A 26,741-nucleotide genomic window follows, 5' to 3' on the forward strand; every position below is an offset into this window, starting at 1 on the left:
CCTTTACTCGGCATCAGCTTATTTTTCCTGCTTAAAGCTTCGGTTGCCGCGATGTGCGCGCCCACCGTTTCGCGGTGATAGGGTCAATGCGAGCTAAACGAGGAAGGACAATCCTGCCGAGCCCCCGGTGGGTTGCATACAGCGAAGATCGATCTATGCTCCCCCGATCGATCAACTGTCGAACTGAGGCAATCACATTGGGACAGATCACTTCGGAAGCCCTCTCCTTGCGTGATGTCGTGTCCCGTGGCGCCACTCGGCATGTCCCCGCCTTCGGCAGGCGTTTCGAATGGTTGACGCTTGCGGTGCTCGTGCCGTGTGCCGATTTGGTGCTGGCGGCGGCTGCATGGATGATCGTTGATTTCGCTTTGAGGTAAGCACACATGACCGACCGACCGACTGTCCTCGTTACGGGAGGCGCGGGCTATATCGGCTCGCATGCCAGCCGCGCACTGACCGCGGCCGGCTATCAGCCCGTCGTATATGACAATCTGTCGACAGGTCATCGCGGCTTCGTCGCCGGCCCGCTGGTAACGGGCGATCTGGTCGACGGCGCCGCGCTGGCGCGCGCCTTCGCCGAGCACAAAATCACGGCGGTCATGCATTTCGCGGCGGCGAGCCTCGTCGGCGAATCCATGACCGACCCGCAAAAGTACTACATCAACAATGTGCAGGGCACGCTGTCGCTATTGCAGGCGATGCGCAATGCGGGTTGCCATCGTATCGTGTTCTCCTCGACCGGCGCTGTCTACGGCAATGCAGACTCCAAGGAACTGCCGGAAGACTTCCCCTGCGCGCCAATCAACCCCTATGGCGCATCGAAATGGATGATCGAGCGCATGCTGGCCGATTACCGGTCGGCTTACGGCTTCGGCGCGTTCTGCCTGCGCTATTTCAACGCCAGCGGCGCCGATCCTGCCGGCGGCATCGGCGAATTGCGTGATAATGAAACTCATCTCATTCCGCGCGCCATGATGGCGTTACAGGGCCATGTCGATTTTGCCGTGTTCGGTGAGGACTACGACACGCCCGACGGCACCGCGATCCGCGACTACATCCATGTCACCGACCTCGCCGCGGCGCATGTCGCGGCGCTGAAACTGCTGGAACAAGGGCACGCCGGCGGCAGCTTCAATCTGGGCACCGGCTCCGGCTTTTCGGTGCGGGAAATCCTGACCGCCATCAGGCAGGAGACCGGGCGCGAGGTGCCCCACACCGTCAAACCGCGCCGCGCCGGCGACCCCACCTATCTGGTCGCCGATCCCTCCGCAGCGCGAAAAGTGCTGAATTTCGTGCCGCGACATTCGGATCTGCCGACCGTGATCCGCACCGCCTGGGCCTGGCACCAGAGGGCTCATCCGCTTAAGCAGCCCTGACAACATCGTCGAAGTCGATCAGGCGGGATAAGACTGGCCTTATGGTCTATTCCGTTCTGACCCGAGCGATCCCGGCGCAAACGGATGGCGCGATCGCGAACGGCCGTCGAGCCCCTTCGGCAGCTTGTCGGCATTGAGCTTCACGACCGCACCTCTGGCGTCAACGGCCGGCGCCTCGTCCCGGCTGTAGATGAGCGTCGCCTCGAAGGTCACATCGGGCGCCTGCTCGGCCGTCCCGGAACAAGTCGCCATCGCGCCGCTGCACACGCCCGAGAGCTTGACCTCGACTTCATCGAGCCCGAACACAGTCGGCGGCCCCTCGGCATGTCGCCGCGTGGTCAGAACCGCCGTGAAGCGCTGCTCGTCGATTCGGTAAGAGCCGCCATACGTGAAGAAGCTGTCGCTGCCGGAGATTCGTCCCTCCGCCAGATGCACGACGCCCGTGCCCTGACCGCGCGGGGTCCTGAACCAGGCAGCATATTTGCCGTCTCTCAGCATGAAAACATCCACCGTAAAAACTCAAACGTATTTGCAACCAACACTAGGGCGCGACAATGATCCGCGCGGAGAGCATTCCGCCACGGTTAACGCCCAGCAAAGCGAGCCAGTCAAATTGCTGCCGACGCGCAGCGACGCGGGCGAGCGCACGCTCCCCCGCGCAGCGGGCAAGAAAGCTGGACCTCGTTGCATACCGCGCTAAAAAGATCGGCTTGCCGACCTCGTTTGGCAGCTTGCATATAACCGCTATCAACTCAGCCAGTTCGTGACAGCTAGCCTTCCTGTCGCGCTGGGAGGAAGTGGTCGAGATTGCAGCCGGTCAGCAGGCGACGCCATATCAGAAGACCGAGGCTACGCTCCCGCCCATTGTGGATATAGAGAGTGCAGCGGAGGGCCACCCGGTCGAGGCCGTCCCAGCCGAATGAAATTATCCATCCGGCCAACAGCTTCCCGGCGCACTGTTTTCTCCGGTCGCTGATTTGAACCTCTTCCTGATAGAGTGCACCAATATCTGAGAGTGATTCCGGTCACACTTGCCTGGGCGTTTCGCTGCTAAGCATCGGGGCTGGACGGGGACCGGGCAAGTATCGGTCGAATTGGATGAGAATTCCCATGAAAAGCCTGATCGGCGCTGTTGTCGGCGCGTGCTGTCTTGCTGCCCCGGCTTTGGCGGAGAGCCCGGCCGCCATCGTCGAGGACGTGCAAGGCAAGGTCGACGGCGTCGCGTTCATGGATTATGTGGCGCCGGGCAAGATCATCAAGCTGGGGCCCAAGGCAACCATTACGCTCAGCTATCTCAAATCGTGCCAGCGCGAGACCATCAGCGAAGGCGTCGTCATGGTCGGCACCGAGCAGAGCACCGTGCAGCTCGGCGAGGTCAAGCGGGAAAAGGTGCCCTGCGATACCAACGCGGCAAAACTGTCGGAGCGCGAGGCGAACCAGAGTGCCGCGACGACCTTCCGCACCATGCGGTCGGACGCCAAGGGTGGCGCTCCGGCCAAGCTGCCGACGCTCTACGGAGTCGCACCGTTGGTGCAGGCCAAGAGCGGCAGCACCCTGGTGATCGAACGCACCGATGGCAAGGAGCCCACGATCAGCGTGCCGCTCAAGAGCGAGACCATGGTCGGAGGCAAGTTCTATGACTTCGCCAAGGCCGGAAAGTCGCTGACGCCGGGCGGCAGCTATCTCGCCATCCTCGGCACCAAGCGTTACGCCTTCCAGGTCGATCCCAGCGCCACGTCGTCGCCGACGCCGATCGTCGGACGCCTGCTGCGGCTCGAATAGGCGGCTAGCGACGGGGCGATGCGGCGGATCGGCAGACGGGACATCGTTGCAGCGATCCTGATTGCGCTTCTTGCAGGCGCCGTCGTCACGTCTCCGCCGTTGCAGACGCTGCAGGGCCTGTCGCTCGACATCCTCACGGCACTGCGCGGCAAACTCGTCGGCGACCGCCGCGATCCCGCGACATCACCGGTCGTCGTCGTGGCCATCGACGGCGAGACCTACGACACTCCGCCGTTCAAGGGATCGCCAACGCAGACCTGGACGCGCGAGATCGGCAGGGTTCTCGGCAGCATCGACGACGGCGGCGCCCGGGCGATCGGCTTCGACGTCATCTTCCCGAGCTCGATCGAGCAGTCGGAGATTCCCTTCGGCGACGCGTCGCTGGGCAGCCGCATGAGAGGCTTCGATCGGGACTATCTCATCGCCCTGCGGAAGCTTTCCGACAGCGGCAAGCTGGTGCTCGGCGAGATCCTGAGCAACGACCATCAGGAAAGGCCAGACCGCGCGCAGCAACTGGCGGTGAGAAACAATATCCGCGCCCTCAACGTCCATACCGACACCGACGACGTGATCCGGCGGATGCCGCTGAGCTTCTCGATCGACGGCAAGCCGGTCGCCGCGATGGCGGTCGAGCTCGCCGCGCGCGCGCTCGCTGGAAGGCCCGAGATTGGACCGTCCGGAGCGACCGAATTGTCCGGTTATGCAATTCCGAGCGCGGTACCAAACACACTGACGCTCAATTTTCGAGGACTGGGCCGCGACATCCCGACTTTCTCCTTCGCCGATCTTCGGGCCTGCGTCGAAAAGGGCGATCGCGATTTCTTTCGCCGCGCCTTCGGCGGCAAAGTCGTGCTGCTAGGCTCCGCCCTGAATTTCGATGATCGCAAGCTCACCTCGGTGCGACTGTCCGGCGGATATGACGGAACGCCGGCACCACGATGCGCCCAGCCCGCCCCGGCAAGCACCGCACAAAAGGCCCGCAGCGACATCGCCGGTGTCTTCGTGCATGCCAACGCGGTACGAAATCTGATCGAACGCGATGCGGTGACCGAGCTCGGCTTTCCATTGCGGAGCATTCTTACCATCGTGTTCGCAGCGATCGTGGCCTGCGCGGCCTGCGTGCTCGCACCGGGTGGCGCACTGATCGCCTGGTTCGGCCTCATCGCCGTTTACGCCGCTGTGGCCGTTGGTGCATTCGTCCATGCCTTGGCGCTGCCGCTGACAGAGCCGGCACTCGCAAGCCTTGCCGCGCTCGCGATGACGATCGGCTACCGTTTCGTGCTGGCCGATCGTGACGAGCGTTTCCTGCGCAAGAGCTTTGCGTTCTATCTCGCCCCCGAAGTGATCGACACCATGGTTGCCTCCGGCAAGATGCCGGCGCTCGGCGGCGAAATGCGCAACGTCACCATGTTCTTCTCCGACCTGAGCGGCTTCTCCTCCATCGCCGAGACGATGACGCCGGGCGAACTGGTGACGCTGATGAACGAATATCTGTCGGCCATGACCGACATCATCGAGAGCCATGGCGGCTATGTCGACAAATATATCGGCGATTCCATCGTCGCTATGTTCGGCGCGCCCGCCGACGATCCCGCGCATGCGCGCCACGCCGTCCATGCCGCGCTGAAATGTCACGAAAAGCTGGCAGAGCTCAACGCGGGCAGCGCCGCTTTCGCCGGCCACGGCCTGTCGCACCGCATTGGGCTCAACAGCGGCGAGGCCGTGGTCGGCAATATCGGCTCCCGCCGCCGCTTCAACTACACCGTGATGAGCGACACCGTGAACGTCGCCTCGCGGCTCGAAGGCGCCAACAAATACTACGGCACCGCAATCATGGCCTCGGAATCGACGATGGCCCAGACCGGCGACGGCTTCGCCTGGCGTGAACTCGATGCGATCCGGGTGCAGGGGCGTGGCGAGGCGATCAGGGTGTTCGAGCCGCTCGCGGACAAAGGCGCGGAGAGCGCCGGGCAGAAAAAAGTGGCTGCGGCTTACGCGGAGGGGCTCGCCTGCTGGCGGGCGCGGGAGTTCGCGAAGGCGGCTGACGCGTTCGAGGGCGTAGCCAAGACTGATCCACCATCGTCAAAGTTCGCGAAACGCGCGAGAGTGCTCATCGAAAATCCTCCCCTGCCAGAATGGACGCCGGTCAATACGCTGGAAGGGAAATAAAGGTATTCACCGCTAGCGGGAGAGGGAGCATCCGCGTTCGTATCCTTAAAACGGCAGCCCCACATAATTCTCCGCGAGCAGGCGCTGTGCCGTCTCGGACGAGAGAAGATATTCCAGTTCGGTCTGCTGGAGCCGGTCCTCGTAGTCGAGCCGGTCGGGGAAGCGATGCAGCAGCATCGTCATCCACCACGAGAAGCGTTGCGCCTTCCAGATCCGCGCCAGCGCCTTGGCGGAATAGCCCTGGAGCCCGGAATCATCGCCGTTCTGATAGTGCGCGAGCATGGCGTGGTAGAGATAATAGATGTCGGAGGCGGCGCTGTTCAGCCCGCGTGCGCCGGTCGGCGGCACGATGTGGGCGGCATCGCCGGCGAGAAACAGGCGGCCGTAGCTCATCGGCTCGGCCACGAAGCTGCGCAACGGCGCGATGCTCTTTTCGATGGACGGTCCCGTGATCAGGCGACCGCCGACCTCTTCCGGCAAACGACGCTTCAGCTCGGCCCAGAACGCATCGTCGCTCCAGTCTTCCACCTTGTCGGTGAGCGGCACCTGGACGTAGTAGCGGCTCAGTACTTGCGACCGCAAGGAACACAGCGCGAAGCCGCGCTCGTGCTTCACATAGATCAGCTCCGGCGACACCGGTTTCGTGCGTGACAGCACGCCCAGCCAGCCGAACGGATAGATCTTCTCGTATTCCCGCAGCGCGTCCTTCGGGATCGACTTGCGGCTGACACCGTGAAAGCCGTCGGCGCCGACGATATAGTCGCAATCGACCCGGACCGTCTCGTCATTCGAACGATAGGTCACGTAAGGCCGGTCCGAGGTCAGGTCATGCGGCATCACGTCCTCGGCATTGTGCACGACGTTGCCGCCGAGGCGGTCGCGCGCCTCGTAGAGGTCGCGCGTCAGCTCGGTCTGGCCGTAGACCAGCACCGAATTGCCGCCGGAATGCTTGTGGAGGTCGATCTGGGAGAGCACGCCGTCATGGGCAATCTCGAATCCCTTGTGGATTTCGCCCTCGCGGTCCATCCGCTCGCCGCACTGAGCCTCGCGCATCAGCCTGGCGAAGCCGTGCTCGAGCACGCCGGCACGGATCCGGGCAAGCACGTGGTCGCGGCTGTATTTTTCCAGCACGACCGTGTCGATGCCCTTGAGGTGCAGGAGCTGGGACAACAGCAACCCGGACGGCCCGCCGCCGATGATACAGACCTGAACTTTCATTTTTGCGTCCTCCTCGGCACTTTCTTGCAGATTCAGCACCACTGACCGATGGAGGCTTTCGTCTTTGTCTTGTACTATTCGAACATGAGAAGCGCAGCCCCCGCCCCGGCCATCCGGGTCTACAATTTGTTCGGCGAGTCCGGCGATCTGCCCGATGTCGTGCATTGCGAGACGATAGCGTCGCGCTCGGTGCTACACGACTGGACCCTGGCTGTGCACCGCCATGCCCGGCTGCACCAGGTGCTGCTGATCGAGCGCGGCGGCGGCGAAGCCACGCTCGACGGGCGCGTGGTGCAGCTGAAGCCGATGCAAATCGTCAACGTGCCTGTCGGCCACGTCCATGGCTTCCGTTTCGTGCCTGATACCCAGGGTTGGGTGCTGACCATCGCCGCGGAAATATTGGACGAAGCGCTGCTCGCCTCCGAAGGACTGCGCGGTGCCTTGTCGCGCTCGGCCGTGATACGCGGCACGCCACAGATCCGGACCACCATGAAGCAGATCTTTGCCGAACACGCCGCGCGCGATTTCGGCCGGGCGCATGTGCTGCGTGCACTGTCGGCGGCCATGATCGGGCTGGTGGCCCGCGCGCTCACCGGCGAGAGCGGTGGCAACGGCACGGCTGAAAGCGGACTATTCCGCCGCTTCGAGGCGCTGCTGGAACAGCATCATCTGAAACGCTGGAGCGTTGCGGACTATGCGGGCGCGCTGTCGATCACGCCGACCCATCTCAACCGGGTGGCACGGGCAGCAACCGGCGACACCGCCTCGCACCTGATCCTCAACCGGTTGATCCGCGAGGCGCGGCGCAACCTCGTCTACACCAATTTGCCGGTCTCGACGATCGCCTATGCGCTTGGCTTCGAAGACCCCGCCTATTTCAGCCGGGTCTACGCCGCCGCCACGGGCGTGTCACCGCGCGCCTTTCGCGCGCAGCTCCACGGCGACGAGACCTGAGACGATCACACGTCGAAGAACACCGTCTCTTCCGGCCCCTGCAAATGGATCGTGAAGGAATACACGATCTTGCCGGCGCGTTCGCTGCGCTTTGCGATCAGCGTCGAGCGCCGGACCGGCTGCTCGATCAGGTTGAGCACGGGGTCGGCGGCGTTGGCGGCCGCTTCGTCCGAGAAATAGAGGCGCGTATTCAGACCGATGTTGATACCGCGCGCGACGATCCAGACATTGATGTGCGGCGCGCCTTTGCGGCCCGTCTTGTCGATGATCGCGCCCGGCTTGATGGTCTCGAAGGTGACAAGACCGCTCTCGAAGTCGGAGCCGGCGCGGCCCCAGCCACGAAATTCCTCGTCAAGCGCGCCGGTCGACCGATCGGCCGGATGGTTGTAGCGGCCGGCCGCGTTCGCCTGCCAGATCTCCAGCAGCACGTCGCGCAATGGCGTGCCGCTGCCGTCGATCACCCTGCCCTCCAGCGTGATGCGTTCGCCTTGCGTGTTCGGCGTCACCAGCACGTTGCAAAAATTCTTCTCGAAAATGTCGAAGCCGGCCATGGCCGGGATCAGGCCGATATGGACGTAGGGCCCGGCCGTCTGCGAGGCGGTTTCCTTGAGGTAGTTGAGCGGCTGCGGCATGGACCTAGTTCCCTGCGGTGCGATTTTCAAAGTAAGTGGAGCGCTGGCCGCGCAAGACGATGTCAAAGCGGTAGGCGAGCGAGTCGAACGGAGTCGATGCGTTGAGGTCGAGCGGCGCGACGAGGCGCTCCAGCGCATCCTTGTCCGGGATCGTCGTCAGGATCGGGCAGACCGGGATCAGGGGATCGCCCTCAAAGTACATCTGGGTGATCAGACGTTGTGCGAAGCCCGAGCCGAACACCGAGAAATGGATGTGAGCGGGACGCCAGCTGTTGACGTAATTGCGCCAGGGATAGGGTCCAGGCTTCACGGTGCGGAAATAATAGTAGCCGGTGTCGTCGGTCAGCGCGCGACCGCAACCGCCGAAATTCGGATCGATCGGCGCCAGATACGTGTCCTTCTTGTGCCGGTAGCGGCCGCCGGCATTGGCTTGCCAGAACTCGACCAGCGTATTCGGTACGCCGCGGCCGGTCTCGTTCAGCACGCGGCCGTGGACGATGATGCGTTCGCCGACGGGATCGCCGTCCTTGGCGTAGTTGCGGATCAAATCATTGTCGAACGGGCCGAGGTCGTTGTGCCCGAACACCGGCCCCGTGATCTCCGAGACCGAGTTCTCAAGCGACAGCAGCGCCTGGCGCGGCGAGCGCAGCACTGAGGATTTGTAGCCTGGCGCGTGCGCCGGCGGATGCATGGAACGGTCGCGCTGGAAGAAGTCGCCGTCACCGAGCGGCGGCGTGAACGGCTCGGGGCGGTTGAGGCGGGGATCCCGCAAGGCTGGCGCCTGGGCATGCATCGGCGTTGTCTCTCCCTCTGGCGCCCGTTTGGGCGCACGGCTTATCGGGAGATGATGACCCGGGCTATTCTCAAGATAAATAGATCGATTATAATGAATTCCATGAAACAAATCGATCATTTGGCGCTCGATGGCCACGGGCTGGAGCTGTTTCTGGCGGTGCTGGAAGAAGGCTCGGTGACGGCGGCCGCAACGCGGCTCGGCCTGACGCAATCGGCGGTCAGCCACGCCCTGAACAAGCTGCGGCGGATCGTCGGCGATCCGCTGTTTGCCAAATCCGGCCGCGGCATTGTGGCCACGGCGCACGCCCAGGCACTCGCGGCAAAGGCGCGGGCGCTGATCGACGAGATGCGGAGCTTTGCCGGCGGCGTCACGTTCGCGCCGGCGAGCGCGCAGCTTTCGCTGACAATCGCCGCGAACGACTTTCAGCGCGACCTGCTGCTGCCGCGGTTCTTCGATCACGTCGCCGCGCAAGTGACGAGCCTGAACCTGCGCGTGATCCCCTCGCAGTCGCCCTCGCCGGCGATGCTGCGCGAAAACCGCTGCGACCTGCTGATCACGCCGCTGCCGCCGTCCGGCGTCGACATCGTGCAGAAGCGTCTGCTGCAAGACCATTATGTCTGTTACTACGACCCCAAAGCGCGTGCCGCGCCGGCTACGCGCGGCGCCTATCTCGCGGCGCGTCACATCACGGTGGTCTACACTGACAATGAGCGGCTCGACTTCGATCGCCGGCTTGCGGCCAACGGCTTCCACCGCGACATCGCGATCTCGGTGCCGAGCTTCTCCGGCGTGCCGTCCTTCCTGCGTGGCTCGCAGATGCTGGCGAGCATGCCGAGCCTGCTGGCGCCCGGCGTGATGCACGGCTTCGCGCAGGTGCGGATTCCGCTGGCCTCGCGCACGCGAACCCTGGCCGAGCTGCCGATGTTCATGGTCTGGCACCAGCGCTATCAGAAAGATCCGGCGCATCGCTGGATCAGAAGCCAGCTCGAGACCGTGGCGGCAAAGGCCTCGCACCCCGCCCCCGCGAAAACCTGATCCCCGTCAAACCCACTGGTTGCGCCGGGGCCGCCACGCTAGAATTCCCCCATGACAGTGACCGACATTGCGAGCCGGACCTACAATCACAGCTGGCGGCTGGATCCCATCATCCGCAGCCTGCTTGATACCGACTTCTACAAGCTATTGATGTTGCAAATGATTCGGGAATATTACCCGGATCAGCAGGTGACGTTCTCGGTCATCAACCGGTCGCGCCATGTCCGGCTCGCCGAAATCATCGACGAGGGCGAACTGCGCGCTCAGCTCGACCACGCCCGCACCATCCGCTTCACCAAGAAAGAGCTGATCTGGCTTGCCGGTAATACTTTCTACGGCAAGACCCACATGTTCTCGGCGGACTTCATCCGCTGGCTCGCCGAATTCCGGCTGCCCGAATACGAGCTTCGCAAGGTCGAAGGCCAGTACGAGCTGCACTTCCACGGGCCGTGGAGCCATACCACGATGTGGGAGATTCCTGCGCTCGCCATCCTCAACGAATTGCGCTCGCGCGCAGCGATGAAGGGCCGCGGCCGCTTCGAGCTCGACGTGCTCTATGCTCGCGCCAAAGCCAAGCTGTGGACCAAGGTGGAACGCCTGCGCAAGCTGGATGGCTTGCGGCTCTCCGATTTCGGCACCCGTCGCCGCCATGGCTTCCTCTGGCAGCGCTGGTGCGTGGAGGCCGTAAAGGAGGGCCTCGGCCCGTCCTTCATCGGCACCTCCAACGTGCTGCTCGCGATGGACAATGATCTCGAAGCCATCGGCACCAACGCCCATGAACTGCCGATGGTTGCGGCCGCGCTGGCCAGCGACGACGAGGAATTGCGTTGGGCGCCCTACCGCATCCTCGACCAATGGCGCCAGACCTATGGCGGAAACCTCCTGATCGCGCTGCCCGACGCTTTCGGCACCAAGGCTTTCCTGCGCGATGCGCCGGAATGGGTCGCCGACTGGACCGGCTTCCGTCCCGACAGCGCGCCGCCGATCCAGGCCGGCGAGGAGATCATCAAATGGTGGGAGCAGAAGGGCCGCAATCCCAGGGACAAGCTGCTGGTCTTCTCCGACGCGATGGACGTGGGCTCGATCGAGGAGACCTACCATCACTTCACCGGGCGCGTGCGGCTCTCGTTCGGCTGGGGCACCAATCTCACCAATGATTTCGTCGGCTGCACGCCGGACGGCTCGTTCAATCTCGATCCGATTTCGCTGGTGTGCAAGGTGTCGTCGGTCGATGGACATCCGGCCGTCAAGCTCTCCGACAATCCCGAGAAGGCCACCGGCCTGCCTTCGGAGATCGAACGTTATTTGCGCGTCTTCGGCGACGCCGGCCGCGTGCGCAAGCCGGTCCTGGTCTAGCGCCAGACCAATCTCTCTCCATCAGGTAAACCATTTGGGGCGGCTCTCCGATGCCGCGTAAGTTCCGGTTCGACGGCATTTGCAACGATCTGCAAGCATCCACTTCACAGCGCCTTCACCCTGCGACGCAGTCTCCCGGCATTTTCAAGTCGAGTTAAGCACCTTTCGTGGGTAATCCGCGTTATGAGCGGATCGCTCCGCTGGGGTCGTTGAGCGACTTGGGGAACGCAAAGTGTTTCGCAGAACAGCGCCGTCAACGAAGGGACGCAGCTTCCTTCATGTCATCAAGCTCGTCTCGCCTTTCGTCACGGTCGTTCTGCTGCAGGCTGCGATCGCCGGCTTCAGCCTGGAGGTGATGTCCTCGGTCCGCGCCTATGTCGCGGGCGAAGCGCTGTGGTCGCGCTCGCAGAAGAACGCCGTCTATTTCCTCAATCTCTATCTGCATTCGGGCGACGCCAGCCAGTTTGCGCAATATCAGGCCTCGCTGGCCGTTCCCATCGGCGACGAGTTCGCGCGCTGGGCGCTCGAGCGCGATCCGGTCGACGTCGAGGCTGCCCGCATCGGCTTCCTGCAGGGCGGCAACCATCCCGATGACGTTCCGGGATTGATCTGGCTGTTTCGCTACTTCAAACAGGTCAGCTTTCTCAAGGAAGCGATCCGCGAGTGGGCTGCCACCGACCCCATGCTGCTGGAGCTGAGCGTGTTCGGCGAGGTCATCCGGTCAGAGCTGAAGAACGGGCCCGTCCAGGACAGCAAGCGCCTGCAATTATTGTCGTCGCGGCTTTCGGAGCTCAACACTCAGTTCACGGTGCACGCCAAGCGGTTCTCCACCGTTCTCGGCGAAGGCTCGCGCGCCATCAAGATGACGCTGACTGGCGTCAATATCGTCACAGCGATGACGCTGATCCTGCTCTTGATCTGGCACACGCGGCGATTGGTGCTGCAACGAGAGGCTTTCGAGGACGCCCTGCAGGCCGAGAAGGAGCGCCTGGCCTGGCAGGCGTCGCACGACTGGCTGACCGGCTTGTCCAACCGCCGCGCATTCGAGGCCCGCCTGCAAAGCGAGTTGGACGACACCGCGGCGGGTTCGCTGGGCCTGATCCTGCTCGATCTCGACCAGTTCAAGGACGTCAACGACAGCTGCGGTCACCTCGCCGGCGACCGCCTGCTCTGCCAGATCTCGCGTCTCCTGCAACAGGAGCGGCGGCCGCATGACCTGGTTGCCCGGCTCGGCGGTGACGAATTCGGCCTAATCCTTCCGCAATGCACGCCGTACGACGCCGTGGATATCGCCGAACGGCTGCGCCGGTCGCTCGAGCTATCCGTCTTCGCGTGGGATGATCGTTGCTTTGCAGTGACGGCCAGTATCGGCGTTACCTGCATCACCGACGGCAACACCACGCTCGAGGACGCGATGCGGCGCGCGGACGCCGCCTGCTATCGCGCCAAGGAGAACGGACGCAACCGTGTTCAGGTCGACAACGGGACGACGGACGTCGTCGTCGTCACCTCGCGGCAGCGCAAGGCCGCCAGCGCTTAGCAGCGCTCAGCGCTTTATCGTAGTGGCAGAATCCCGAGCCCCGCGAGATGCGCATCCAGAAATTGCTCGACCTGCTGGCGCAGCATCTGCGGTGGCACGGCCAGCATGCGCTCTTCGAGGCCGAGCGAGATGATCCCGTGCACGGCGGAAAACAGGGTGCGTGACAGCAGCGCGATCTGCACGTCGTCTGCATTCGGAAGCAGCCGCACCAGGGGCGCGTGCATCAACGCGAAGGCGTCCATCACCATCTGAAGGATGTCATCGGGGTAAGGGCGGTCGTCCTCCATCCGATGTTCGAACAGCGAGCGCAGCAGATTGGCGTGCCCCGCGAAGAATTCGAGGTAGGTCGCAGCCAGCCCGTAGAGCTGGCGAACGGGATCCTCGGCAGGAACCTGGCCGAGCCGCACCGTCAGCGCCTCAACCGTCTCCCGATTCACGGTCAGGATCACCCCGTCGAAGTCGCCGAACTCATTATAGACACTCCCAACCGAGCAGCTGGCGGCGTCCGCGACATCCCGGACTTTCAATGATTTCAGGCCCTTAGTTGCAATAATGCTGCGAGCGATCTCCACGATCTGCTGCCGCCGTCGAGATTTTTTTCGGTCCCGCAATGATTCGTCTTGAACATTGTTCATTTTCAGGATACTCATTTGAACAATGTTCAAGTTAACCCGGAGACTTGCAAAATGCAAACCCTCACTGTTGATATCGCCTCCACCTTCGTCGATGACGCCACAGCTCTCGTGACCGGATTTGGCCGCGGCCTCCTGCGGTTCGCGATGGGGCCAATCGATCGCATCGCAAATGCCTGCGATATTGCCGGCGTCCTGACCGAGCGCCGCGCGACCTTCCGCATGTGGCGGGCCAACCGCGGCCGTGCCCGTCATGAGGGCCGCCGCCTTAGCCTGCTCGGCCGCCTCTCGCCCTTTCGCCGCCTCGCCCATCTCACCTGAGGCGAGCGCAGCCGCCACGTTCGGGTCGCCCCGAATGCAATATCAAGCCGCAAGGAAGGACTTACCATGTCTCGACATTCGAGCCGATGCCGCGGCCTTCGACGATGCGGTTCAGGTTTCGCTCATCGCCCGGGGCAATATCCTGGCAGGCGCGGCCTGCCTGGATAAGGCCGCAACCGAACCATTGCGAACCAAACCACGCCACGCGGAGACCAACAGGATCGGAAGGTAAGCGCGCAGAGCAGGCCGGGGCGACTGTCGTCAACCCACAATAGCCCGTCGCATATCCTCTGGACCCAACGTCCATCCGACAATGAAACTTCAGGCAGCCTTTCCAAAACCGGACTAGTCATGATCAGGGATTTGATGTCGTCACGCCGCTTCGCGCCGCTGTTCTGGGCGCAATTCTTCTCGGCGCTGAACGACAACGTGCTCAAGAACGCACTTGTCATCATCCTGCTTTACAGTGCCGCGACCGGCCACGGAGATGCGCTGGTGACGGTCGCGGGCGCCGTCTTCATCTTCCCCTATTTCATCCTGTCCGGGCTCGGCGGCCAGCTCGCCGACAAATACGTCAAATCCGTCGTCGCAAGGCGGCTCAAATTCGCCGAGATCTTTGCGGCGGGCTTTGCCGCGGCCGGCTTCTTCCTGCACTCGGTGCCGTTGCTGTTTGCAGCACTCGCACTGTTCGGCGTCATCGCCGCGCTGTTCGGTCCCGTGAAATACGCGATGCTGCCGGATCAGCTCGAGCTCGGCGAGCTCGCGACCGGCAACGCGCTAGTCGAAGGCGCGACCTTCATGGCTATCCTGCTCGGCACCGTTGCCGGCGGCCAGTTCGTGGCCGGCTCCGCGCATATGGGCTGGGTCGCATCGGCCGTCGTCGTGCTGGCCCTGCTGTCCTGGGCCTTCGCCTCCCGCATTCCCGCGACGACCCCGTCTGCACCCGATCTGCCGGTCAACGCCAATCCCTGGACCTCGACGCTCGGCCTGTTGAAGACCTTGCACGCCGACCACCGGCTGTGGGACGGCACCGTGATCGTCTCCTGGTTCTGGCTGGTGGGCGCCATCGTGCTCTCGCTGCTGCCGGCGCTGGTCAAGGAGGTCATCGGTGGCACCGAGGGCGTCGTGACGTTGTGTCTCGCCATCTTCGCAATCGGCATTGCCATCGGCTCGCTGTTCGCCGCGAATCTGAGCCACGTTCGCCCGAACCTCGCGCTGGTGCCGATCGGCGCCATCATGATGGGGTTTGCCGGCATCGACCTCGCCTGGGCGATCGGCGTGACCGCCAAGGGCCAGGACATCACCGCGGGCGACTTCGCAACCTCGTTCGCGGGCCTGCGCATGTTGGTCGACTTCGTCGCCTTCGCATTCGGCGGCGGACTGTTCGTCGTTCCGTCCTTCGCCGCTGTCCAGGCCTGGTCGGCTCCCTCCGAGCGCGCTCGCATCATCGCTGCAGGCAACGTGCTGCAGGCCGCCTTCATGGTGGCCGGCTCGCTGTTCGTCGCACTGCTGCAGGCCGGCGGATTGCACATAGGCTGGATCTTCTTCGGCCTCGGCGTCGCCAGCTTCGGCGCGGTCTGGTTCGTGCTGACGAAGTGGGGCAAGGAAGGCGTGCGCGACTTCGGCGGGCTGCTGTTCCGCGCGCTGTTCCGCACGGAGGTCCGCGGACTGGAGAACCTGCCGCCCGCTGGCACGCGCATGCTGATCGCGCCCAACCATGTCAGCCTGATCGACGGCCCGCTGCTGCACGCCGTGCTGCCGATCGACGCGAGCTTCGCGGTCGATACCGGCATCGCCAAGGCCTGGTGGGCCAAGCCGTTCCTGCGAGTGGTCAAGCATTACACCATGGACCCCACCAAGCCGCTGGCTGCGCGCGACCTCATCAAGCTCGTCGGCGCCGGAGAGCCGGTGGTGATCTTTCCGGAGGGACGCATCACCGTCTCCGGCTCGCTGATGAAGGTCTATGATGGCACCGCGATGATCGCGGACAAGGCCGACGCGGTCGTCGTCCCGGTCCGCATCGAAGGCGCCCAGCGTTCGCATCTCAGCTATCTCAACGGCAGCCAGATCAAGCGCTCGTGGTTTCCGCGGGTGACCGTCACTATCCTGCCGCCGGTCAAGCTTCCGGTCGATCCGTCGCTCAAGGGCAAGGCGCGCCGCAACGCCGCGGGCGCAGCACTTCAGGACGTGATGATCGACGCCATGGTGAAAAACGCCATGCTCGATCACACCCTGTTCGAGGCGCTCGGACACGCCTATCGCGACCGCGACACCGGCAAGGTCATCGTCGAGGACGCGCTCGGCACCAAGCTGACCTATCGCAAGCTCATCCTGGGCGCGCAGGTCTTGAGCCGGAAGCTGGAGAACGGCACCGCAATCGCTGAGAATGTCGGCGTGCTGCTGCCGAATTCCGCAGGTGTCGCCGTCGTCTTCATGGCGCTGCAAAACATCGGCCGGGTGCCGGCGATGCTCAACTTCTCGGCCGGCCCGGTCAACGTGCTCGCCGCCATGAAAGCCGCACAGGTCAAGACCGTGCTGACGTCGAAGGCCTTCATCGAGAAGGGCAAGCTCGACAAGTTGATGGCCGCGATCTCCGCGGAAGTTCGCGTCGTCTATCTCGAGGATGTCCGCGCCTCGATCGGCACGGCCGACAAGATCAAGGGCTTGCTCGCCGGTACTACGCCGCGCGTTGTCCGCCAGGCGAGCGATCCGGCCGTCGTGCTGTTCACGTCGGGCTCGGAAGGCACACCCAAGGGCGTTGTGCTGTCCCACCGCAATATCCTTGCCAACGCCGCACAGGCGCTGGCGCGGGTCGATGCCAACGCCAATGACAAGGTGTTCAATGTGCTGCCGGTGTTCCACTCCTTCGGGCTGACTGGCGGAATGATGATGCCGCTGCTCGCGGGCATTCCGATCTACATGTACCCCTCGCCGCTGCACTACCGGATCGTGCCCGAGCTGATCTACCAGACCGGCGCCACGATCCTGTTCGGCACCGACACCTTCCTCACCGGCTACGCCCGCTCGGCGCATGCCTATGACTTCCGCACCCTGCGCCTGGTGATCGCCGGCGCCGAGGCGGTCAAGGATCGCACCCGGCAGGTCTTTATGGAGCGTTACGGCATCCGCATCCTCGAAGGCTATGGCGTCACCGAGACGGCGCCGGTGCTAGCGATGAACACGCCGATGGCCAATCGCCCCGGCACGGTCGGTCGCCTGTCGCCACTGATGGAAAGCCGCCTCGACCCAGTCCCCGGCATCGAGCACGGCGGACGCCTCTCGGTGCGCGGACCGAACGTGATGCTCGGTTACCTCAGGGCCGAAAACCCCGGCGTGCTCGAACCGCTCGCCGAGGGCTGGCACGACACTGGCGACATCGTCGCGATCGACCCGGCCGGCTTCATCACCATCAAGGGTCGTGCCAAGCGCTTTGCCAAGATCGCCGGCGAAATGGTCTCGCTGTCCGCGGTCGAGAACATCGCGACGACGCTGTGGCCGCAGGCTGCATCGGTCGCGGTGTCGATCCCGGACCCGCGCAAGGGCGAGCGCATCGTCCTCCTGACGACGGAGAAGGTTGCAGAGCGCAGTGCGATGCAGGGCCAGGCCAAGGCGATCGGCGCGTCCGAGCTGACCGTTCCCGCGGCGATCATGGTGGTGGACAAGGTGCCACTGCTCGGCACCGGCAAGACCGACTACGTCACCGCGACGACGATGGCCCGCGAGCAGGCGTCTGGGCCAGAGCGCGAGGTGGCATAAGCGAGATGCACGAAGCGCCTCAATCAGGCGAGGCGCGATGCCCGGGAGTGGTTCTGCTTCACGGCATCGCGCGAACCTCGGCGTCCCTGACCAGGCTGCAACGGGCGCTCCGGGCCAGCGGCTTCGCAACGCGCAACATCGACTATGCCAGTCGCCGCAAGCCGATCACCGCGCTCGCGGACGATATTCACCCAGAAGTCGCCCGCTTCGCCGAACGTGATGCGCCGCTCCACTTCGTTGCGCATTCGATGGGCGGTCTGGTGGTGCGCGCCTACATCGCAAAATACCGTCCGGACCAGCTTGCCGGAGTGGTGATGCTGGGCACGCCGAACGGCGGCAGCGAGGTCGCCGATCTCCTGAGCGGATATCGCCTCTACAGCACATTCTACGGACCCGCCGGACTCGAGCTCACCACCACGTCCACCCCCCGGACCGACGCCCTGCCCGCCGTGGACTATCCAGTCGGTGTGATCGCGGGAAACCGCTTCATCGATCCCATCGCCGGTCTCATCGTTCTGCCGAAGCCAAATGACGGACGGGTCTCAGTGCAAAGCACGATGGTAGCCGGCATGGCCGACCATATCGTCGTGAAGGCGTCCCATACCGGACTTCCGCGTCACGCCGCCGCGATCGAACAGACGATCGCTTTCCTGCGCGACGGCCGCTTCCGCACCGTCTGACTCTTAAGACCCGGCTTCTCCGCGCCGCTCCTGCGCATACCGCACCAGCGCCGCGAAGCGATAGATGCCGTGCACGAATTTGCCGGAGGGCATTGTGATGAACAGCGCGAACACTGCACCCAAATGCAGCGCCAGCAGCGGGCCCATGGCGGCGGTCTCCCGCAAGAGCAGAAGCAGCATGCCGGTGAAGCCGGCCAGGAACAGCATGGCGATGAAGCCGACATCCATGCCGTAACGCTGCTCGTCGAGCAGTGCCGGATCGCGCCGCATCTTGGCGACGAACAGGCCGATTGGCCCGATGATCAGGCCGACTCCACCGAGCGTGCCGAGCACCACGGGCAGATCCCACCACGGATACGGCGCCTCGCGGCCGAGCAGATAGTGATACAGCGTGGCGACCGAGGTCGCGGCGAAGCAGAGCAGGAAGCCATAGAAGGTCAGGTGATGATACAGCTTGCGCCGGTCGGTCGGCTTGTCGTCCTCGTTGTAGCAGCCGACGCCGCCACCATGGAGATAGCGCAGCTCACCAGCGTCGCGCATCGCCTGGAAGATCGAGTCGCCGTCCGCACGGCCGCCGATCGGCGGGCCGATGTCTCGCCAGAACGCACGCACGCTCATCACCAGCGCGAAGATCGCATAAAGGAAGGCAGCGCTGAACAACGCCGCCATCGCGTTGTGCGGCATCAACCTGTAGAACGCGCCGGGGCCGGTGTGCACGCCGAACAGCACGCTGCGGTCGTTCAGGGCCGCGAAGCCGAAGATGAAGGCAGCCATGCTGAGCGCGGCGACGATGCTGATGACGAGGCCATTGCGCGCGAAGACCCCGGACAGCGCCTGCGGCCAGGCATAGGCCGCGTAGGATTCCGCGCGCGCGACCGCCAGCGTCTGCGGGACGTTGACGTTGAATTCATGCGGCGGCGAGAATTGGCAGTCGACGTAGCATGCGCCGCAGCCATGGCAGAGATTGGCGAGATAATTGAGGTCGCCGTCGGAGAAGGCGCGCCGCATCTCCATGGCGGGAAATACCGCGCAAAGGCCTTCGCAGTAACGGCAGGAATTGCAGACCGTCATCAGGCGGTCCGCTTCGTCGAGAATCCTAGTTCCGTGCATGTTTCGCCGCTTCCCGTCCCGCGATCCGTCCGAACACGCTGCCGATGGTCATGCCCATGCCGGCGGCATAACCCTTGCCGAGCACATTGCCGGCCATGATCTCGCCGGCCGCGAACATGTTGGCCGACGGCTTGCCGTCAGCCATCAGCATCCGCGCTTCCCTGGTCACACGCGTGCCGAGATAGGTGAAGGTGATGCCGGGCCGCACCGGATAAGCAAGATAGGGCGGCGCCTCGATCCGCCGCGCCCAATGCGACTTCTGCGGCGTGATGCCTTCGGTGCGGCAATCGTCCAGGATGGTGTGATCGAAAGTGCCGGGCCGCACCGCGGCGTTGAATTCGGTGATGGTCTTTTCCAGCGCGGCCGGATAGAGCTCGAGCTTGCCGGCGAGCTCAGCCATGGTCTGCCCGGCGATCGGCGGGAACAGCGTCGGCATGAAGCTCGTGACCACGGCGGAATCGAAGATGATGTAGGCGATCTGATCGGGCTGCGCGGCCACCAGCCGGCCCCAGATCGCGTAGCGCTTCGGCCAGATGTCCTCACCCTCGTCATAAAAGCGCTGCGCATGCTTGTTGACGACGATGCCGAACACGACCGAATCGTGCCTTGTGATGATGCCGCCGTCGAACTTCGGCGCGCGGGCATCGATCGCGACCGCATGGCACTGGGTGGGATCGCCGACCTCCTGCACGCCCTTGGCGAGCAGCATCTTCAAAATCGAGCCGCGATTATAGGGCGTGCCGCGGATCAGGAAATTGTCAGCGGCTTCGCCCCAATATTGCTTCAGCCATTCGATGTTGGCCTCGAACCCGCCGGCGGCGGCGACCAGCGATGTCGCGCGGATCTCGGTGTCACCCTTGATCGGTCGCTTAAGGCGGGCGGCGAGAAACATGCCGTCCTCGATCACGAGGTCGCTGACCTCGGCGTCGTATTCGACTTTGACGCCGAGCTTCTCAGCGGTGAGATAAAGTGCGTTCAGCATCGCGCGGCCGCCACCGAGAAAGAAGGAGTTGGTGCGACCGAGGCTCAGCGTGCCGCCGAGCGAGGGCTGCCAGCGCACGCCCTGCTCCACGATCCAGTTCAAAATGTCCTTGGACTCACGGATCATGTGCCGGGCCAGCACCTCGTCGGTCTGCCCGCCCGTGACGCGCAGGAGATCCTCCCAAAACTCCTCCTCGGTGTAGGGGCCGGTGAGGATTTCGGTCGCGTCGTCATGGGCGCAGCGCATGTTGCGGGTGTGGCGCGTGTTGCCGCCACGATAGAATTTCGGCGCGCCTTCGAGCACCAGCACCGACGCCCCACCGCGTCGCGCGCTGATCGCCGCACACAGCGCCGCATTGCCGCCGCCGATCACCAGCACATCGTATTTGCTGCTCATGCCGTCTGCCCGATGCGACGAAGTTGGAGACATTCTGCCCGCCGGCGGCCCCGGTCAATCCGGCTGGCTATTGCGCACCATTGTATACAAAGATATACAAACGTCCAGCAAGCGCGATCGCTGCCTGCGCAGGATGCGCGAGCCCACGGGGATGCATGGCAAGACGCCCGACAAAGGCAGGCGGCTCGATCGCGCGCGGCGGCGGCTTGGCGCTCGGCGAAGCCGTGTTCCGCTCGCTCTGCGAGGCGCTGCAGGCCGGCAGCTACCGCGCCGGCGACCGCCTGCGCGAGGAAGAGGTCGCCCAGCGGCTGAAGGTCAGCCGCACGCCGGTGCGGGAGGCTCTGGGGCGGCTCGCGGCACGCGGGTTCGTCGAACCTGCCGGCGGCCGCGGCCTGATCGTGCGCAACCTCGACATCTCGGAGGTGCTCGAACTCTACGCCATGCGCGAGATCATGGAGGGCGCCGCTGCCCGACTTGCCGCCGAGCACGCCTCGGCGCCCGAGATCGATGCACTCAGGGATATCGAGCAGGCTTTCGTCGAAGCGTCCGAGACCGACGCGGCCGAGATGGCAGGAGAAATGGCAAGGCTCAACCGCGCCTTCCACGAGGCGATCTGCCGCGCCGCGCGCAACCGCTATCTCGACAACGCTTCGCGGGAATTGCAGGACTGGATCGCCCTGCTCGGTCCAACCACGTTCACCGTCTCGGGCCGCCCCTCGACCAGCCACCGCGAGCACCAGGCCATCATCGACGCCATCGCGGTTCGCGACGGCAGCAAAGCGGAGCAGCTCGCGCGCACACACATCCGCGAAGCGCTGCGCTGTCGGCTGAAGCTGTTGCAAAAGCAGTAGCAGAGCGCGGCGTTCAGGCGACCAGTTCCGCGACGATCGCCTTCAACACGTCCCGCACATCGCTCGGACTGAGCCGCACCTGTAGTCCTCGCTGACCGCCATTCACATACACGTAATCATGCGCGAGCGCGCTCTGCTCGATCACGGTGCGCACGGGCTTCCGCTGCCCGAATGGGCTGATGCCGCCAACCTTGTAGCCGGTGAGGCGCTCGGCCTCCGGCGGCTTCATCATCTGCGCCGACTTGCCGCTAACAGCAGCGGCCAGCTTCTTCATCGAGACTTCCTGGTCGGACGGGACGATGACGCAGACCGGCTTGCCGTCGACGAGCACCATCAGCGTCTTCAACACGCGCGCGGGATCCTCGCCGAGTGCGGCAGCCGCCTGCAGGCCGATGCTCTCGGCATCGGGATCGTAATCGTAAGCGTGAACGGTGAAGGGAACACTGGCGGCTGTGAGCGCGCGTGTGGCTGGGGTGGCTTTGGACATGGATCAGGTTTATCACCGTCATTGCGAGGAGCGAAGCGACGAAGCAATCCAGAATCTTGCCGCGGAGGCAGTCTGGATTGCTTCGCTTCGCTCGCAATGACGGCGCGCCCTACTCCGCCGCGTCCCGCAACTCGGCGCGCTCGGCTCTCGCCGCGCAGAACTTGAACTCCGGGATCTTGCCGAACGGATCGAGCGCTGGGTTGGTCAGGAGATTCGCCGCCGCCTCCGCGTAGCAGAACGGCATGAACACCATGTTCTCGGGAACGTCGCGGTCGGAGCGGACCTTGACCTCGACCGCGCCGCGGCGGGTCTCGAGCCGGATGAAATCGCCGGGCGCGAGCTTCTTCCTGTGCATGTCCTTTGGCGACATGAACGCAACCGCCTCGGGCTCGATCTGGTCGAGCACCTGCGCGCGGCGGGTCATCGAGCCGGTGTGCCAATGCTCGAGCACGCGGCCGGTCGAGAGCACCATCGGATATTCGGCGTCGGGGATCTCGTCCGGCGGGATGACGTGAGCCGGCACGATCTTGCCGCGGCCGCTCGCGGTCGGGAAGCCTGTGGTGAAGATGATCTCGTTGCCGGGCACGTCGGGACCGTCGACGGGATAGGTGACCGCGCCCTCGCGCACCAGCCGCTCCCAGGTGATGTTCTTCAGCGACGGCATCAGCTCCGCCATCTCGGTGAAGACCTCGCCGGGACCGGCATAATTCCACGGCAGCCCCATCCGCTTGCCGATCTCCTGGATGATCCAGAGATCCTGCCGCGCATCGCCCGGCGGCTTGATCACTTGGCGCGCGAGCTGCACGCGGCGATCGGTGTTGGTGAAGGAGCCTTCCTTTTCGGCAAACGCTGAGGCCGGCAGGATGACGTCGGCGTGGAACGCGGTCTCCGTGACGAAGAGATCCTGCACCACGAGATGGTCGAGCATGGCAAGCGCCTGGCGCGCATGCTGGAGATCGGGGTCGGACATCGCGGGGTTCTCGCCCTCGATATACATGCCCTTGATCCCGCCGGCGTGGATCGCGTTCATGATCTCGACCACGGTCAGGCCACGCACGGGATCGAGATCCTGGTGCCACAGCTTCTCGAAGGCACCGCGCATGTCGTCGCGGCCGACCGGCTGATAGTCCGGCAGAAACATCGGGATCAGACCGGCATCGGAAGCACCCTGCACGTTGTTCTGGCCGCGCAACGGATGCAGGCCGGTGCCGGGACGGCCAACCTGTCCGGTGATCAGCGCCAGCGCAATCAGGCAGCGCGCATTGTCGGTGCCGTGGACATGCTGGCTGATGCCCATGCCCCAGAAGATGATCGACGATTTTGCCCGCGCATAGGTTCGCGCGACCTCACGCAGGGTCTGCGCCGGGACGCCGCAGATTGGCTCCATCTTTTCCGGCGTGAACTCTTTGATCTTCTCCTTGAGGTCTTCGAACCCCTCGGTGTAGCCGGCGATGTACTGGTCATCGGTCAGCCCTTCGGTGATGATCGTGTGGATCATCGCGTTCAGCATGGCGACGTCGGAGCCTGGCTTGAACTGCAGATGCTTGGTCGCATGGCGCGACAGCGTCTGCCGGCGCGGGTCCATCACGAACAGCTTGGCGCCGTTCTGCTTGACCGCATTCTTGATGAAGGTCGCGGCTACCGGATGGTTCACGGTCGGGTTGGCGCCGATCACGATGATGACCTCGGCGTCCATCGCAGCCGAGAACGGCGCGGACACCGCGCCCGAGCTCAGGCCTTCGAACAGCGCCGCAACCGACGAGGCGTGGCACAGACGGGTGCAATGGTCGACATTGTTCGACCCGAAGCCGGTGCGCACCAGCTTCTGGAACAGATAGGCCTCCTCGTTGGAGCCCTTCGCCGAGCCGAAGCCCGCCAGCGCCTTCACGCCGTTCTCGTCGCGGATCTTGACGAGGCCCTTGGCCGCGATGTCGAGCGCTTCTTCCCAGCTAGCTTCGCGGAAATGCGTGAACGGATTGGCGGGATCGACCTGGTCGTTGGAATCCTTCTTCGCATTCGGCAGCCGCACCAGCGGCTTGGTCAGGCGATGCGGATGGTGGATGTAGTCGAAGCCGAAGCGGCCCTTCACGCAGAGACGGTTGCGGTTGGCGGGACCGTCGCGGCCCTCGGCATAGATCACCTTCTCGTCCTTGACCTCATAGGTCACCTGGCAGCCGACGCCGCAGAACGGACAGAGCGAATCCACCTTCTTGTCGGCATAGACGACACGGGTCTGCGCCTCGTCGAGCATCACGGCCGGCATCAGCGCTCCGGTCGGACAGGCCTGCACACATTCGCCGCAGGCAACGCAGGTGGACTCGCCCATGGGATCGTCGAAGTCGAACACGATCTTCGAGCCGTGGCTTCGATAGGCCATGCCGATGACGTCATTGACCTGGACCTCGCGGCAGGCGCGCACGCACAGGCCGCACTGGATGCAGGCATCGAGATTGACACGCATCGCCGGATGACTGGCGTCGGTCGCCCAACGCTCTGCCGCGGGGAAGCGGCTCTCAGTGACCCCAGTGGTTTCGGCCCAGTGCCAGAATTTTGAGTCCGGGTCGTGCGAGGTCTCGCGCGCCGGTTGATCGGCGACAAGCAGCTCCATGACCATTTTTTGCGCGGAAACCGCGCGCGCGCTCTCGGTCTTCACCTTCATTCCGACCGATGGCGTGCGCTTGCAGGACGCCGCGAGCACGCGCTCGCCCTCGATCTCGACCATGCAGGCGCGGCAATTGCCGTCGGGGCGATAGTCCGGCGCGGGCGAATAGCACAGATGCGGAATCTCGCGTCCCCCGCGTTTTGCGACTTGCCAGATCGTCTCGCCTGCATTGGCCTCGACCTGCTTGCCGTCGAGCTCGAACGTAATCTTCGTCATTCGGCCGCTTCCTTGAACTCGTCAGGGAAATATTTGATCACGGTGGAGAGAGGGTTAGATGCCGCCTGTCCAAGCCCGCAGATCGAGGCATCGCGCATCGCCTGGCTCAATTCGTCCAGGAGAGCGCGGTTCCAGACCGGTTGCTGCATCAGCAGCGCGGCCTTCTGGGTTCCGACGCGACACGGCGTGCACTGGCCGCAGCTCTCGTCCTCGAAGAACTTCATCAGGTTCAACGCGGCCGCGCGCACGCTGTCTTTCTGCGACAGGATCACGATCGCGGCAGAGCCGATGAAGCAGCCGTATTTTTCAAGCGTGCCGAAATCGAGCGGGATGTCGTCCATCGCCGCCGGCAGGATGCCGCCGGACGCACCACCCGGCAGGTACGCGTAGAACTGATGACCGTCGGCCATGCCGCCGCAATATTCCTCGATCAGCTCGCGCACGGTGATGCCAGCAGGCGCGAGCTTCATGCCGGGATTCTTGACGCGACCGGAGACCGAGAAGCTGCGCAGGCCGTGCCGCTCATGACGGCCGTTGCCCTTCCACCAGTCGGCGCCCTTCTCGACGATGTCGCGCACCCACCACAACGTCTCAATGTTGTTGATCAACGTCGGCAGGCCGAACAGGCCGACCTGGAATGGATATGGCGGCTTGTGCCTGGGCAGACCGCGCTTGCCCTCGATGCTTTCCAGCAGCGAGGATTCCTCACCGCAGATATAGGCGCCGGCGCCGCGGCGCATGTGCAGCGTCGGACCGCCCGGCGGGAGCTTTGCAATCTCGCGTTCAAGGATTTCGCGCGACGCCGGATATTCGTCGCGGAGGTAGATGTAGATGTCCGAGGCCTGCACCACATGGGCGCCGATCAGCATGCCCTCGAGGAAGCGGTGCGGGTCGCTCTCGAGATAGACGCGATCCTTGAACGTGCCGGGCTCGCCCTCGTCGCCGTTAATCGCCATCAGCCGCGGGCCGGGTTCACCAAGCACCGCGCGCCATTTGCGTCCCGTCGGGAATCCGGCGCCGCCGAGACCGCGCAACGAGGCGTCGTCGAGTGCCTTCAGCAGGTCGTCCGTCGGTAGCTCGCCCGAGCGCAGGCGATTGAGCAGCTTGTAGCCGCCGCCGGCGACATAGGCCTCATAGCCGATATATTTGGGTAGATGCGCGTGGGTGTCGCCAGCCTTCGCCGCCGCCATGACATTGGCGACCGTCGCGTGATCGACGAAGTTGTGTCCGACTTCCGCGGCAGGCGCCGTGTCGCAGCGGCCGACGCAGGGCGCGCGCACCACGCGGATGCCGGGACCGGACGCATCCTGCAAATCGGCGAGCAGCTTCTCTCCGCCGAGCATCGCGCAGGTCAGCGAGTCGCAGACGCGGATCGTCAGCGGCGCGATATCGGGCTCGCCTTCCTTCACCACGTCCAAATGCGCATAGAAGGTCGCTGTCTCGAACACCTCGGCGAACGCGAGCTTCATCTCATCTGCGAGCGCGGCGAGGTGCGCGGCCGAGATCTGGCGATACTTGTCCTGGATCAGATGCAGATATTCGATCAACAGGTCGCGACGCCGCGGCCTGTCGCCGAGCAGCTGCCCGATCTCGTGCGCGGCGGTGGGATCGACCTGCCGTCCCTTGGGCGTAGATTTGGCGCGCTTCCGTCCCTGGCCGGGATGTTCGAACTCGCGAACCTTGTGAACGTCGTCGTTGCTGCTCATGGAGACGTCGCGTTCTCTTCAAATGCGAAATGCGTGATGAGTTTAGGCCGGATCGCCACAGCGATCCGTCTTCATTTCTCGACT

General features: G+C 64.2%; 20 protein-coding genes. 10 read left to right on the forward strand and 10 right to left on the reverse strand.

The window, feature by feature from the left end; translation table 11 throughout:
* Positions 1 to 383 precede the first annotated feature (383 nt).
* Positions 384 to 1,376, forward strand: coding sequence for a UDP-glucose 4-epimerase GalE (galE, locus tag GWG67_RS25330; RefSeq protein ID WP_275172078.1), 993 nt, complete (start codon positions 384 to 386; stop codon positions 1,374 to 1,376).
* A gap of 39 nt (positions 1,377 to 1,415) precedes the next feature.
* Here the strand turns inward: galE and GWG67_RS25335 are convergent, their stop codons facing one another.
* Positions 1,416 to 1,874 carry a hypothetical protein gene (locus GWG67_RS25335; RefSeq protein ID WP_275172079.1) on the reverse strand — a complete coding sequence of 153 codons (459 nt, stop codon included), beginning with the start codon at positions 1,872 to 1,874 and terminating at the stop codon, positions 1,416 to 1,418.
* Positions 1,875 to 2,486: 612 nt separating this feature from the next.
* On the opposite strand from GWG67_RS25335, the gene GWG67_RS25340 reads away from it, so the two are divergent.
* Together GWG67_RS25340 and GWG67_RS25345 are read left to right on the forward strand one after the other, a co-directional pair.
* Positions 2,487 to 3,158, forward strand: coding sequence for a hypothetical protein (locus GWG67_RS25340; RefSeq protein WP_275172081.1), 672 nt, complete (start codon positions 2,487 to 2,489; stop codon positions 3,156 to 3,158).
* Between the two features lie 18 nt (positions 3,159 to 3,176).
* Positions 3,177 to 5,327, forward strand: coding sequence for an adenylate/guanylate cyclase domain-containing protein (locus GWG67_RS25345; RefSeq protein WP_275172082.1), 2,151 nt, complete (start codon positions 3,177 to 3,179; stop codon positions 5,325 to 5,327).
* 45 nt (positions 5,328 to 5,372) lie between these two features.
* On the opposite strand, the gene pobA is transcribed toward GWG67_RS25345, so the two are convergent.
* On the reverse strand, positions 5,373 to 6,545 hold the full coding sequence (gene pobA / locus GWG67_RS25350) for a 4-hydroxybenzoate 3-monooxygenase (RefSeq protein ID WP_275172083.1): 1,173 nt from the start codon (positions 6,543 to 6,545) through the stop codon (positions 5,373 to 5,375).
* A gap of 48 nt (positions 6,546 to 6,593) precedes the next feature.
* Here pobA and GWG67_RS25355 point away from each other — a divergent pair, with 48 nt between their 5' ends.
* On the forward strand, positions 6,594 to 7,499 hold the full coding sequence (locus GWG67_RS25355; RefSeq protein WP_275172085.1) for a helix-turn-helix domain-containing protein: 906 nt from the start codon (positions 6,594 to 6,596) through the stop codon (positions 7,497 to 7,499).
* A gap of 5 nt (positions 7,500 to 7,504) precedes the next feature.
* Here GWG67_RS25355 and pcaG read toward each other — a convergent pair whose 3' ends face one another.
* On the reverse strand, positions 7,505 to 8,131 hold the full coding sequence (pcaG, locus tag GWG67_RS25360) for a protocatechuate 3,4-dioxygenase subunit alpha (RefSeq protein ID WP_275172087.1): 627 nt from the start codon (positions 8,129 to 8,131) through the stop codon (positions 7,505 to 7,507).
* Positions 8,132 to 8,135: 4 nt separating this feature from the next.
* On the reverse strand, positions 8,136 to 8,924 hold the full coding sequence (pcaH, locus tag GWG67_RS25365; RefSeq protein ID WP_275172088.1) for a protocatechuate 3,4-dioxygenase subunit beta: 789 nt from the start codon (positions 8,922 to 8,924) through the stop codon (positions 8,136 to 8,138).
* 93 nt (positions 8,925 to 9,017) lie between these two features.
* Between pcaH and GWG67_RS25370 the strand changes: the two genes are divergently transcribed.
* From GWG67_RS25370 to GWG67_RS25380, 3 genes are all read left to right on the forward strand, one after another.
* On the forward strand, positions 9,018 to 9,962 hold the full coding sequence (locus tag GWG67_RS25370) for a LysR family transcriptional regulator (RefSeq protein ID WP_275172089.1): 945 nt from the start codon (positions 9,018 to 9,020) through the stop codon (positions 9,960 to 9,962).
* Between the two features lie 51 nt (positions 9,963 to 10,013).
* On the forward strand, positions 10,014 to 11,318 hold the full coding sequence (gene pncB, locus GWG67_RS25375; protein WP_275172091.1) for a nicotinate phosphoribosyltransferase: 1,305 nt from the start codon (positions 10,014 to 10,016) through the stop codon (positions 11,316 to 11,318).
* A gap of 232 nt (positions 11,319 to 11,550) precedes the next feature.
* Positions 11,551 to 12,858 (forward strand): GGDEF domain-containing protein, encoded by a 1,308-nt coding sequence (locus GWG67_RS25380; protein ID WP_275172093.1) that lies wholly within the window; start codon positions 11,551 to 11,553, stop codon positions 12,856 to 12,858.
* A 14-nt stretch (positions 12,859 to 12,872) separates the two neighbouring features.
* Here the strand turns inward: GWG67_RS25380 and GWG67_RS25385 are convergent, their stop codons facing one another.
* The gene (locus GWG67_RS25385; RefSeq protein ID WP_275172223.1) at positions 12,873 to 13,493 is read right to left on the reverse strand and encodes a TetR/AcrR family transcriptional regulator; all 621 of its coding nucleotides are present in this window, start codon (positions 13,491 to 13,493) and stop codon (positions 12,873 to 12,875) included.
* A gap of 669 nt (positions 13,494 to 14,162) precedes the next feature.
* On the opposite strand from GWG67_RS25385, the gene GWG67_RS25390 reads away from it, so the two are divergent.
* Together GWG67_RS25390 and GWG67_RS25395 are read left to right on the forward strand one after the other, a co-directional pair.
* Positions 14,163 to 17,567 carry an acyl-[ACP]--phospholipid O-acyltransferase gene (locus GWG67_RS25390; protein WP_275172095.1) on the forward strand — a complete coding sequence of 1,135 codons (3,405 nt, stop codon included), beginning with the start codon at positions 14,163 to 14,165 and terminating at the stop codon, positions 17,565 to 17,567.
* 5 nt (positions 17,568 to 17,572) lie between these two features.
* On the forward strand, positions 17,573 to 18,247 hold the full coding sequence (locus GWG67_RS25395) for a triacylglycerol lipase (protein ID WP_275172096.1): 675 nt from the start codon (positions 17,573 to 17,575) through the stop codon (positions 18,245 to 18,247).
* 3 nt (positions 18,248 to 18,250) lie between these two features.
* Here the strand turns inward: GWG67_RS25395 and tcuB are convergent, their stop codons facing one another.
* Both tcuB and tcuA read right to left on the reverse strand, forming a co-directional pair.
* Entirely contained in the window at positions 18,251 to 19,357 is a 1,107-nt protein-coding gene (tcuB, locus tag GWG67_RS25400) for a tricarballylate utilization 4Fe-4S protein TcuB (protein ID WP_275172098.1), read from the reverse strand.
* Positions 19,344 to 20,735, reverse strand: a complete 1,392-nt coding sequence (gene tcuA, locus GWG67_RS25405; protein WP_275172100.1) for an FAD-dependent tricarballylate dehydrogenase TcuA — start codon at positions 20,733 to 20,735, stop codon at positions 19,344 to 19,346. The genes tcuB and tcuA overlap by 14 nt, the downstream gene beginning before the upstream one ends.
* Positions 20,736 to 20,890: 155 nt before the next feature.
* Here tcuA and GWG67_RS25410 point away from each other — a divergent pair, with 155 nt between their 5' ends.
* Positions 20,891 to 21,586, forward strand: a complete 696-nt coding sequence (locus GWG67_RS25410) for a GntR family transcriptional regulator (RefSeq protein ID WP_275172101.1) — start codon at positions 20,891 to 20,893, stop codon at positions 21,584 to 21,586.
* A 13-nt stretch (positions 21,587 to 21,599) separates the two neighbouring features.
* Here GWG67_RS25410 and ybaK read toward each other — a convergent pair whose 3' ends face one another.
* From ybaK to GWG67_RS25425, 3 genes are all read right to left on the reverse strand, one after another.
* Positions 21,600 to 22,073, reverse strand: coding sequence for a Cys-tRNA(Pro) deacylase (gene ybaK, locus GWG67_RS25415; RefSeq protein ID WP_275172103.1), 474 nt, complete (start codon positions 22,071 to 22,073; stop codon positions 21,600 to 21,602).
* A gap of 109 nt (positions 22,074 to 22,182) precedes the next feature.
* Positions 22,183 to 24,951, reverse strand: coding sequence for a formate dehydrogenase subunit alpha (gene fdhF / locus GWG67_RS25420; RefSeq protein WP_275172105.1), 2,769 nt, complete (start codon positions 24,949 to 24,951; stop codon positions 22,183 to 22,185).
* Positions 24,948 to 26,657 carry an NADH-ubiquinone oxidoreductase-F iron-sulfur binding region domain-containing protein gene (locus GWG67_RS25425; protein WP_275172106.1) on the reverse strand — a complete coding sequence of 570 codons (1,710 nt, stop codon included), beginning with the start codon at positions 26,655 to 26,657 and terminating at the stop codon, positions 24,948 to 24,950. The genes fdhF and GWG67_RS25425 overlap by 4 nt, the downstream gene beginning before the upstream one ends.
* Positions 26,658 to 26,741 lie beyond the last annotated feature (84 nt).

It is taken from the genome of Bradyrhizobium sp. CSS354 (assembly GCF_029051725.1).
In the GTDB taxonomy this organism is placed as follows: Bacteria; Pseudomonadota; Alphaproteobacteria; order Rhizobiales; family Xanthobacteraceae; genus Bradyrhizobium.